The organism is Nitritalea halalkaliphila LW7 (assembly GCF_000265075.1).
Classification (GTDB): domain Bacteria; phylum Bacteroidota; class Bacteroidia; order Cytophagales; family Cyclobacteriaceae; genus Nitritalea; species Nitritalea halalkaliphila.
The window spans coordinates 60582-70130 of record NZ_AJYA01000020.1 but is presented as its reverse complement, the minus strand read 5'-3'; the positions used below and the strand labels follow the sequence as shown (position 1 = coordinate 70130).

At 51.9% G+C, this 9549-nt stretch carries 13 protein-coding genes and 1 pseudogene; 4 read left to right on the top strand and 10 right to left on the bottom strand.

Features of this window, described 5'->3' with window-relative positions:
- The 6 genes and pseudogenes from A3SI_RS08065 to A3SI_RS23215 form a co-directional block, all read right to left on the bottom strand.
- Positions 1 to 568, bottom strand: a 568-nt coding sequence (locus A3SI_RS08065; protein WP_009054996.1) for a DEAD/DEAH box helicase, incomplete at its 3' end; no start/stop codon positions are given.
- Positions 569 to 571: 3 nt separating this feature from the next.
- Positions 572 to 1723, bottom strand: coding sequence for a Gfo/Idh/MocA family protein (locus A3SI_RS08060; RefSeq protein ID WP_040670447.1), 1152 nt, complete (start codon positions 1721 to 1723; stop codon positions 572 to 574).
- A 193-nt stretch (positions 1724 to 1916) separates the two neighbouring features.
- Complete coding sequence (locus A3SI_RS08055) at positions 1917 to 4037, bottom strand: xanthine dehydrogenase family protein molybdopterin-binding subunit (RefSeq protein WP_009054993.1); 2121 nt, start codon at positions 4035 to 4037, stop codon at positions 1917 to 1919.
- Positions 4025 to 4497: pseudogene (locus A3SI_RS08050) on the bottom strand ((2Fe-2S)-binding protein). Before A3SI_RS08050 ends, A3SI_RS08055 begins: the two are co-directional and overlap by 13 nt.
- 12 nt (positions 4498 to 4509) lie before the next feature.
- A complete protein-coding gene (locus A3SI_RS20540) occupies positions 4510 to 4704 on the bottom strand; it encodes a c-type cytochrome (protein WP_394330364.1) in 195 nt (64 codons plus the stop codon).
- Positions 4646 to 4786, bottom strand: a complete 141-nt coding sequence (locus A3SI_RS23215) for a hypothetical protein (RefSeq protein ID WP_394330365.1) — start codon at positions 4784 to 4786, stop codon at positions 4646 to 4648. The genes A3SI_RS20540 and A3SI_RS23215 overlap by 59 nt, the downstream gene beginning before the upstream one ends.
- Positions 4787 to 5147: 361 nt before the next feature.
- Here A3SI_RS23215 and A3SI_RS08040 point away from each other — a divergent pair, with 361 nt between their 5' ends.
- On the top strand, positions 5148 to 5942 hold the full coding sequence (locus A3SI_RS08040) for a cysteine desulfurase family protein (protein ID WP_009054985.1): 795 nt from the start codon (positions 5148 to 5150) through the stop codon (positions 5940 to 5942).
- Complete coding sequence (locus A3SI_RS08035) at positions 5891 to 6298, top strand: hypothetical protein (RefSeq protein ID WP_040670445.1); 408 nt, start codon at positions 5891 to 5893, stop codon at positions 6296 to 6298. Before A3SI_RS08040 ends, A3SI_RS08035 begins: the two co-directional genes overlap by 52 nt.
- On the opposite strand, the gene A3SI_RS08030 is transcribed toward A3SI_RS08035, so the two are convergent.
- The 4 genes from A3SI_RS08030 to A3SI_RS20535 are packed head-to-tail and all read right to left on the bottom strand — an operon-like array spanning position 6275 to position 8046.
- Positions 6275 to 6883 (bottom strand): nucleotidyltransferase family protein, encoded by a 609-nt coding sequence (locus A3SI_RS08030; RefSeq protein WP_009054982.1) that lies wholly within the window; start codon positions 6881 to 6883, stop codon positions 6275 to 6277. The genes A3SI_RS08035 and A3SI_RS08030 overlap by 24 nt on opposite strands.
- Before the next feature lie 4 nt (positions 6884 to 6887).
- The gene (locus tag A3SI_RS08025) at positions 6888 to 7244 is read right to left on the bottom strand and encodes an XdhC family protein (protein WP_238531667.1); all 357 of its coding nucleotides are present in this window, start codon (positions 7242 to 7244) and stop codon (positions 6888 to 6890) included.
- On the bottom strand, positions 7202 to 7834 hold the full coding sequence (locus A3SI_RS08020) for a hypothetical protein (protein ID WP_040670442.1): 633 nt from the start codon (positions 7832 to 7834) through the stop codon (positions 7202 to 7204). Before A3SI_RS08020 ends, A3SI_RS08025 begins: the two co-directional genes overlap by 43 nt.
- Entirely contained in the window at positions 7831 to 8046 is a 216-nt protein-coding gene (locus A3SI_RS20535) for an XdhC family protein (protein WP_040670441.1), read from the bottom strand. Before A3SI_RS20535 ends, A3SI_RS08020 begins: the two co-directional genes overlap by 4 nt.
- A gap of 354 nt (positions 8047 to 8400) precedes the next feature.
- On the opposite strand from A3SI_RS20535, the gene A3SI_RS08010 reads away from it, so the two are divergent.
- Positions 8401 to 8646 (top strand): hypothetical protein, encoded by a 246-nt coding sequence (locus tag A3SI_RS08010; RefSeq protein WP_162098434.1) that lies wholly within the window; start codon positions 8401 to 8403, stop codon positions 8644 to 8646.
- Between the two features lie 151 nt (positions 8647 to 8797).
- Positions 8798 to 9274: a cold shock domain-containing protein gene (locus tag A3SI_RS08005; RefSeq protein ID WP_009054979.1), complete on the top strand. Its 477-nt coding sequence runs from the start codon at positions 8798 to 8800 to the stop codon at positions 9272 to 9274.
- The last annotated feature ends 275 nt before the right edge of the window (positions 9275 to 9549 follow it).

Sequence of the window (9549 nt, the reverse complement as noted above, 5' to 3'; positions counted from 1 at the left end):
CGGATGTCCACTGGATACATACGACCCGGAACATCGAGCACGGGGCATCCAGCAGGGAGGAAAGTGCCTGAAAGTCCATGGAGGCTGACATGAGCAGGAGCCTTAAATCAGGCCGTAGGAGCTGCTGCGCCTCACGGCAAAGCGCCATGGCCAGATCGGCTTGCAGATTGCGCTCATGGAATTCATCGAAAATCACCAAGCCGATGTCTTCCAGTGCATTGTCCGCCTGCAGCATTCTCCCTAAAACCCCTTCGGTCACTACCAGCAAGCGCGTCTGTTCACTTGACCTGCGTTCAAATCGAATCGCATAGCCCACTGTTTGTCCTAGGGGCTCATCGAGGAGAGCAGCGAGTCGTTCCGCTATAGCCTTCGTCGCCAGTCTTCGCGGCTCGAGCATCACGATTTTTTTGCCCTCCAGCCATGGGGCATCTAACAGTGCCAAAGGCACGAGTGTACTTTTTCCTGCCCCGGGAGGAGCATGTAAAATTAAATTGGGATGGGTGGCTAGGGCCTGTTGGATTTGCCCCAGCGCACCCGAAATCGGTAGAGTAGGTAAGTGGCTATGCATGCATTAGATGCGGACCCAAGCGTCTTTTTTAGCGCTTTCCACGATTTTTTCACAGATAATTAATTCTCTGAGGCCGGCTGCAAAGTCCGGGTACTGTCCCTCCTGCGGTTTTCCTTCACGGATCGCCGCATAGACCTCCTTAAAGAGTTGTTTCGAGGTATCTGGGAAGCCCTCATTATGTCCACCAGGGAATGAAATAAGTTGACCCGCGGCAGGTTCTGCCAGCGCTGGATCCTTTAGCAGGTGACCATTCGCTGTCTCGCGCTTGCCGATCCAAAGCTCATTTGGACGCTCAGAGTTCCATTCTAAGTTGGCCTTAGACCCTGCAATTTCGATATTGAGGCGGTTTTTTCTGCCGGCATGCACTTGGCTGACCGTCACCGAGCCCTTCGTACCATTCGTGAAGCGCAGCAGTACCGTGGCATGGTCCTCGGTATGGATGGGCACCTCTTCGTAATCTTCTGGCTGCAGGGTTTTCCCACTGTATGTTTCGATCGCCTTCAGTGGCTTATAGCGGGTCTTATGCACGGTAGAAAAGTCCGCCATGACCTCGCTCAGTGAAAGTCCTGTCACATATTCGGTGATGTCGAGGAGGTGGCTACCGATATCTGCGATGGCCCGCGAGTCCCCCGATTTGTCTGGCTCCAAGCGCCAGTTGTAATCCGTCTGCAGGAAAAGCCAGTCTTGGAGGTAGGAGCCGAGCACAGCAAAAATCTCTCCCAGCTCTCCTTTTTCACGCAGGGCCTTCATCTGGCGCACCATGGGATAGTAGCGCAAGTTGAAATGTACCGCATGGATGAGCCCTTTTTCTTTGGCGAGAGCCAAGAGCTCTTCGGCCTCTTCCGCACGATTCGCCAGAGGCTTTTCACAAATCACATGCTTACCGGCCAGAAGGGCGGCCTTGGACTGTGGGTAGTGGAGAAAGTTGGGCGTACAAATGTGCACCACATGGATGTCCGGGTCCTGCAGCATTTCCTCGAAAGAGTAAGCTCGGGGAATACCCAGCTGGGCCGCTTTTTCTGCAGCTAGTTCGGGGCTCGCTTCGCAAAGTCCCAGTACCTGCACGTAGGGAATACGGCGTAAGGCCTCCAAATGAGCGGGGCCAATAAATCCAGTGCCGACGATGGCGGCATTAATAGTGTCGGTTTTTTTCATGGTTAGCATAGGTTTAAGGGCTTAAAGATACGGCTTTTCCTGTATTTGGGGGGATGCGTACCGCAAAAAGGGAATCCGAGGTGCGGGATTATCCACCCTAAGCATGAAATAGGTATAAAATAGGTATAAAAAAAGCCTGACCGGAGCCAGGCTTTGTTGATGCGTGCGCCATCAAGCGCATGAGCTGCGCACTTTAGACGTTAAAATCCATTTTGGAAAGTGGAAGACTGCGTACCCGCTTGCCTGTCGCAGCGAAAATCGCATTTGTAAAAGCAGGTATCGCTGGCGGTAAGCCTGGCTCTCCTAAACCTGTCGGCGGATACGGCGTATCCAGAAACTTGGTCTCGATCTGCACAGGAGCGTCACGCAGCATGGCCAATCGATAGGCATTGAAATTCTGTTCGGCCACCTTGCCCTCTTTGAGCGTCAGCTCACCGAAAAGTGCATGTCCGATGCCATCGACGATACCTCCCTCGATCTGGTTTTCCGCACCAGAGAGGTTGACCACCTGACCGCAGTCTACTGCTGCATATACCTTGACGATTTTGGGCTTGTTATTTACCATTTCGATTTCTACCACCTCAGCCACGTAGCTCATAAAGGAGTAGTGCGCTGCAAAACCCTGAAAACGAGGACCTCCGGAGCGGTTGTTGTCCCACTTACTCATCTGCGCCACTGCCTCGATCACGCCCTTATAGCGTTTCGGGTCATAGTTGAGTTCGCCCACAGGATTCGCGATCGCGCGGTCTAAGAGTTCAAGCTGCAACTTAAGTGGATCCTTTCCGGCAGCATGTGCGCACTCATCCAGGAAGCTTTGCTCCGCCCAGCACACGATGTTATGGTTCGGTGCACGCCAAGGTGCCGTGGTGACGTTACTGCTCAGGTTATGGTCGTCGATTCGGAAATTCTCCAGCGTACCTGCCGGGAAGCTAGGGCCCAGAGAGGCACGCCGGCTGTTCAGGGCAGCAGCGGACAGATGCCAGGCCTGTATGCTGCCCGAGTCGGAAATTTTCGCCTTATAGCGGTAGCGCCCATTCGGACGGTACATACCCGCCTGCATATCATCTTCCCGCATCCAAACGAGCAGTACGGGCTCCTGTGCGGCAGCAGAAATTTGCGCCGCCTCCACTGTAAAATCTGCCATCAGGCGACGACCGAAACCACCCCCCATGCGGCTCAAGCCGATTTCGATGTTTTCTGCTGGAATGCCTAGCACGCGTGCGACCTCCGCTTGGGTTCGAGCCGGCGTCTGCACAGGCCCATAGAGATACGCCCGGTCCCCTTTCACATCGGCGAAAAAGTTCATCGGCTCCAGCGTGGCATGGGGGAGAAGGGGCGCTTCGTAAAGGGCCTCTAAAACCGTCCCGCCCGTGAGCTGCTCCTCGGGATTTCCATCTTTTCGGGTAGGCCTCTCGGCCAAAGTCTCCGTTAAGGCGGCCAAGGTCTTTTCTTGCTCGGCACTGCTTTCGGCTGGCGTATCGCGCACCCAGTCTATTTTCAAGGCATCGCGGCCTTTTTTCGCTGTCCAGGTGTTTTTGGCCAGTACGGCCACCACATCACCTGCCTGCACCACCTTATGTACGCCCGGAATCGCTTCCGCTGCACTGGCATCGAAGGATCCTAACTTAAGCCCAAAAGCAGGGGGGCGGGCGACCACGGCCATGTACATGCCCTCGGTTCTGTAGTCGAGACCAAAAAGTGGCTTGCCTGTAAGAATCGCTGGGTTGTCCACATTTTCGATACGCTTCCCGATGAGGCGGAAATCTTTTTTATCTTTCAGTTTAACCTGCTCGGGGACAGGGAGTTTCGCTGCATCGGCTACCAGATCAGCATAGGCTAAGGAAGGACTTCCTTTCGGGTGAATGACCTTGCCTGCCTGGGTGGTGCATGCCTCTGGGGAAACACCCCACTTTTGGGCGGCAGCCTGCACGAGCATGAGCCGAGCGGTAGCACCTGCCTTCCGGGTTTCCTCCCAGCGATTGCGCACCGAGCCACTACCCCCTGCGATCTGTACCCCATATTTCTTCGCATCGTAATGCGCCTGTTCGACTTGGATGCTGTTCCAGTCCAGGTCCATTTCTTCCGCCAGCAGCATGGGCAAAGCCGTTTTCACGCCTTGTCCAATTTCTGGGTTGGGGGCCAAAAGGGTGATTTGGCCATCGGCCGCCAGTTTAATATAGGCGTTGGGGATAAATTCCGTAGCTGCTACTGCCTCACTTTTACCCACAAAAGGAAAGCCGATAAGTAAACCTCCGCCGAGCAAGCTTGTGACCTTTAAGAAGTCCCGGCGTGCTATTTTTCCTACTCCTTCCATGCATTTCCTCCTTTCTCTGCTGCTAGAGCTACGGCCTTGCGGATACGCGTGTATGTGCCGCAGCGGCAAATGTTAAACATACCATTTTCAATGTCTGTATCCGTGGGGTTCGGGGTACGCTTGAGTAGGGCCACGGCCTGCATCACCTGCCGGCTTGGCAGTACCCACACTGTGCCACGTCCACCTCGCGCCAGGCCAGCTGCACGGGATGATCGCCCTTTTCGCTGATGCCTTCGATGGTGGTAACCTTACGCTGCCCGACTGCGGATACAGGTAAGGAGCAGGAGCGGATGGCGGTATCGTCCAAGTGGATGGTGCAGGCGCCACACTGGGCCACACCGCAGCCGTACTTGGTGCCCACCAGCTGCAGCTCATCACGCAGCACCCATAGGAGCGGCATCTGCGGGTCTACATCGACCTCATGCTGCTTGCCGTTAACGTTTAAGGTGAATTTTGCCATATGGAATTGGGTTTATGGTCTGTTACGTATTTCTTTTACTTTTTTCGCACTCATCGTTCCGCCATCATTTCCCCAGCTGTTTAGGATATAATTCATCACATCAGCCACCTCTTGATCATCGAGATGCGCCTGCGCTGGCATGGGCATGTCATAGGTTTCCCCATTTACGACGATCTCCTCTGCCTGTCCATGTAGTATGATGTGCACGGCACGTCTCAGGGTCTTCGAGGAGATAATCGGCTTGCGCCAAAGGGGGAAATGTTCCTGCCATTCCTTTTCCATCACTCATGTGACAGGAACTGCATGAACGGCCGTAAATGACTTCTCCGCGGGCCTTGCTGGCCGCCAAGTCCTCCTGCTGCGAAAGCTGCAGGGAATACAGTTGCAGCACGACTACCGCACTGACCACAAGGGATTTTGTAAGCATATAAAGACGTATCTAAATTCAGATTTTACCTTAAGTAGTCAACTTTTTCAGCTGGCGGATGTTCGACCATTAAAGGCTTGGATCAGCCGTTTATCGAATATCCGGTGAAAACAGGCCTTAAGATAGGGCTTTTGACGTATTTTCACAAGCTTTCCTGCTTTTCAGTAAGCCGATAATTTCCTGCCTTTCTGGAAGCCGATAAATAGTAGATTCCATTTCCAAGATGCTGTATTTAGATTACAACGCAACGACACCAGTAGATAAGGAGGTCCTCGACGGGATGCTACCGTATTTTCATACGCACTTTGCGAATCCCGCCTCAGCACTGCACGGGGCAGGATGGCTGGCAGCGGAGGCAGTGGAAGAGGCACGCATGCGCCTAGCGGTAGCAAGTGGACTGGAGGCGGAAGGTTTTTCTTTTCATGGCAGTGCGACCGAAGCCTTAAATGTCATGCTGCTCGGATTCGATGCGGCACATGCCGGGAAAAAGCGGCATTATCTGGTCAATCCTGCGGAGCATAAAGCCGTACTGGCCTGTGTGGAGCAGCTCAAGTTGAATGGTGCTGAAATCACATATCTGCCTGTAGATAAGGAAGGTAATCTTCTACTGAATCACGTTCAAAACAGCCTGCGCCCACATACACGTGCCATAATCTGTATGGCTGCTAACAATGAAACCGGTTGGACTTATCCTTTAGAAGGCCTGGCGGAACTTGCGCGCGAGCGGGGAGTGGCGCTGCTTACAGACGCTGCCCAAAGCTTCGGGAAAATAGAATTGAACTATAGTCAACTGTCCGCTTGTGTTTTTTCAGCACACAAGTTTTACGGTCCGAAGGGGGTAGGCGCCCTCTATTTGTCCGAGGAATTGCGCGCCCTCTACAAGTCCTTCCGCTTGCTACATGGCGGAAGTGAGACAGCTGTCTACGGCGCAGGTACAGCAGCGGTACCCCTTATCGTGGGGATGGCATGGCGGCCTGGAAGGCCAAAGCCTATCCCGTGCGCTATGCTTCTCAGGTGATGCCCTTGCGCTTGGAATTAGAAGCTGGAATTCGACAGCTTTTTCCGGAGGCGCATATCCACAGTCAGCCAGATGGACTTCCGCACGTATGTCATGCCAGCTTTCCTCGGCATGCGGTATCCGATTTCTTTCGTCGGACAGGACACTCACTGGCGGTCAGCAGCGGAGCGGCATGCAGTAGTGGGCAGCGGCTGCGTCCATCGCATGTGCTTTTGGCCATAGGCCGTAGCCAGGAAGAAGCGAAAAGAGGCATTCGGTTTTCCCTGGGCTTAGAGACCCAAGCAGCCGATATCGCTCACTGCCTAAAGCTTTTAGAAGAGCACCTGCACCCCTTAGCTGCCGGACTGGAGGCGTAAGAGGGCCTCGTAATCTGCAGGCGTATCGATATCTGTGCCCGCTTCAGGTAAGGCTAGAGTGAGGCAAGCTTCTGGATACTTGGCGGCTATACCTTTGGCCCCATGGGCCCCATTTAACTGTAACAGTTCCGGAAAATAATGGGCGGGAAAGAGACAGGGAGGCCCTGTTTCATCAGAAAAGGCGCTTTGAATAATTTTATCCGGATTATTTTTAGCCAGCGCTATCAGTGCTTCGAGGTGTGGACGCTCGATTAAGGGTTGATCGGCTAATGCGATAAGCACGTAGTCCAGGTGGTTCCCCTGAAGTAATAGTTCAAGGCCATAGGAGAGGGAGTGCCCCATACCCTGGGACCAGTCGGCATTCACCGCCACCTGAAAATCGTGCCAGTGCGTCTGCTTGGAAATTTCCTCTTGATGAGCTCCGAGCACCACGAGTCGCGCGTCTACAGCGAGGCTTTGGTACACGTTAATGCTGTGCTGGATCAGCGTGAGGGTCCGGTAAGGCAGAAGTTGTTTTACACTGCCCTTCATGCGGCTACCAGCGCCTGCTGCTAAGAGTAAAATGCCGATTTGAGGTGTTTGCATGCGATTATCCTAAGACATGTTTGTGAATGGGTCCTTCTATGTCTTTAAGATGTTTTGGCGCCATTTGTTTGCGTACCGCGAGGATTTCTGCGCATACCGCCAAGGCAATTTCCGCTGGCCCCTCTGCTCCCAGCTGCAGGCCGATCGGCGCATAAGCAGCCGCTGCCTGTTGGTACACATCTTCGGGCACTTCATCGGCGCGAAGGGCGTCCAGCATCTTCACAAACTTTTTTTTCGGACCCAGCATGCCGATGTATCGATAGCCCTGAACAGGTAGGCCCGCTAGGAATTTTTTTTCAAGGGTAAAATTATGGCTCATCAGCAGGAGGGCATCTTCGGGACGGAAGCGCGCATAGGGAATGGTATCCGCGGTGATGAGTTGGGTGTGTACGGCTTCAGGGAAGCGCCGGGGCGCAAATAGTATTCTCGCTCATCCAAGAGCAGGAGTTCCCAGCCTAGTAGTAAGGCTTGCTGAGCCAAGAGTTGTACGTCATTTCCTGCTCCCAGGACGACCAGTCGCTGTGGTTTGGGAATGTATTGAAGGAAATACTGCTGTCGGGAAAGGATACAGCGCACATTCCGCTGGTCTTCAGCGGCTTCCATTATTTTGGAGCTAATCAACTCTCTTTCACTATCTTCCATGTATTGACCATCAGTTAAAAAAGTCGATGAAACACTGTAAGCTACATCGGCAGCATGCCTAGCTAGCGCGATAGGCGGTAGCGTACCCGCATGTTGGGTAGCTAAAGGCTGTGGGTCAAAGCCTGTGCAAAGCAGGACGGCTGCCGGGCTATCCAAGACCTGTTGAAGTGCTTCCATCTGGGAGGGCTTTTCAGGTAAAATCGGTTCCACGAGGACATGAATAAGGCCATTACAGCCAAGCCCGGCACCAAAGTTTTTCGTGTCATCACGGCGTGTATCGTAGACCAGGAGGGAGGGGCTTTGTTTCAATATGGCGGTACGTGCTTTTTTAAGCGCATCACCTTCCAGGCAGCTCCGGAGATAGCCCCTGCAAAATCGCCGTCTTCGGCGACCAGCATGCGGGCACCTGGTCTCCGGTAGGCAGAACCTTCCACATCGACGACTGTAGCGAGTGCGCAGCGTTTACCGGCTGAGGTATAGGAGGAATAAGCGTTTAAAATGGCTTTTATTTCGTGTAACATGGGCAATGAACAGCTTGCGATTCCTTAATTTCGGTAAGATAACGCTTGTTTTGGGCAATTTTGTTTGCTCTTGTTTTTTTTCTCGCTTCGCACTGCTTTATTTTAGGGTATGAAAGCACAAGCACTAAGTGAATTAAAAAAAAGAGTTGAAGTTGATGGACGAAGCCCAGCTTCGGGAGGCGGTGCAGGAATTGCTACGCTTCGATGCGAGCAATAAACTTTTTTTTATCCTATTACTTTCAGCGGCGATACGAGCCACAAGCTTTTGTGCAAGATGCCTGTGCTTTTATCAGTGAGCAATTTGCGGCAAGCAACTTTTCGAATTACCATACGGCCAGAAAAAGCATTGTTAAGGTGCGTAATAAGTTGACTAAAACCCTGCGCATGACCAAGGATCCTGTCGAGCAGTTGGAGTTGATTCTGCACTTTTGTGAGGAGATGTTGCGGTATGACTTGCTGCGTTTTTATGCTCGTCAGGTGGACAATGTCTACGCTACTCAGGTCCGCAAGTGCACGCGGCTGTTCGAAAAAATCCACGAAGACCTGCAGTACGATTATGAGGAGCGCTTGGCGGACTTAGAGCATGCGATGGAGATTTGATTTTCGCTGTAAAATTGGAATTTGTCCCTATTTTTCGTACATTTGTTAAAATTTTTTAACTTATTCAGTTAAGACGGATGCTTGGTGGCGCGAGTGTGTTCAGGATTCTCAGGGTTTGGGAATATTTTTAGTTTGTATCATATAAAACAAAATGCAATGTCAAAAAGCAGGGAGACCTTCAGTAAAAAAAGAAAAGGAAAAAAAGAAATTAAAGAAAAAGCAACAGAAAGTTGAGAAGCGAGCAGAACGTCAGGAAGCCAAGGCAGAGCGCGGCAGTGTAAGTTTAGATGAGATGTTGGTGTATGTAGATGAATTTGGCAACCTTACAGACACGCCACCGGACGAGACCAAGCCGAAGAAGAAGATCGACCCGAATGACATTCATGTGAGTACCCCTGCGGGCAGTGCTGCTGGACAGCGAGAGCAGCGCACAGGCAGGGTCAATTACTTTAATCCAATGAAAGGCTACGGTTTTATCGTAGACCAGTTAACGAGCGAAAAGTATTTCTTTCACGTCAATGACTGTGTGGAAGAGGTAACGGCGAATGATTTAGTTTATTACGATACAGCCAAAACGCCACGCGGTGTGAGTGCTGTAGGTGTAAGTTTAGTCAGTTCTAAAAAATAGGCGGCTTGTTTGCCAAATACCTAAGGGTATCGCGCCCAAATGCTACCAGATGTAGTGTTTGGGCGTTTTTTTTTGCGCGTTTAGCGCGAAGGGATAATAAGCTAAACCAAAGGGCCTCAAGGCCCCTTACTGGCTCCTCCCTTTTTGTTATATAATTTATATTATGTTAAGTAAATGATTTTACCTTCGCCCGAAATCCCCGCTCCCCAAAAAATACTTTTGCTTTATAAACTGTTTTGCGTAACATGCACGTGAAACTACACAGACTTTGCGGC

What these genes read in the sequence shown, in the direction of transcription:
- A3SI_RS08055 (WP_009054993.1), bottom strand. Translation starts at nt 4,037, where the DNA reads ATGGAAGGAGTAGGAAAAATAGCACGCCGGGACTTCTTAAAGGTCACA.
- A3SI_RS08005 (WP_009054979.1), top strand. Translation starts at nt 8,798, where the DNA reads ATGCAATGTCAAAAAGCAGGGAGACCTTCAGTAAAAAAAGAAAAGGAA.
- A3SI_RS20535 (WP_040670441.1), bottom strand. Translation starts at nt 8,046, where the DNA reads ATGTTACACGAAATAAAAGCCATTTTAAACGCTTATTCCTCCTATACC.
- A3SI_RS08060 (WP_040670447.1), bottom strand. Translation starts at nt 1,723, where the DNA reads ATGAAAAAAACCGACACTATTAATGCCGCCATCGTCGGCACTGGATTT.
- A3SI_RS23215 (WP_394330365.1), bottom strand. Translation starts at nt 4,786, where the DNA reads ATGAGTGATGGAAAAGGAATGGCAGGAACATTTCCCCCTTTGGCGCAA.
- A3SI_RS08030 (WP_009054982.1), bottom strand. Translation starts at nt 6,883, where the DNA reads ATGCAAACACCTCAAATCGGCATTTTACTCTTAGCAGCAGGCGCTGGT.
- A3SI_RS08040 (WP_009054985.1), top strand. Translation starts at nt 5,148, where the DNA reads ATGCTGTATTTAGATTACAACGCAACGACACCAGTAGATAAGGAGGTC.
- A3SI_RS08035 (WP_040670445.1), top strand. Translation starts at nt 5,891, where the DNA reads ATGGCGGCCTGGAAGGCCAAAGCCTATCCCGTGCGCTATGCTTCTCAG.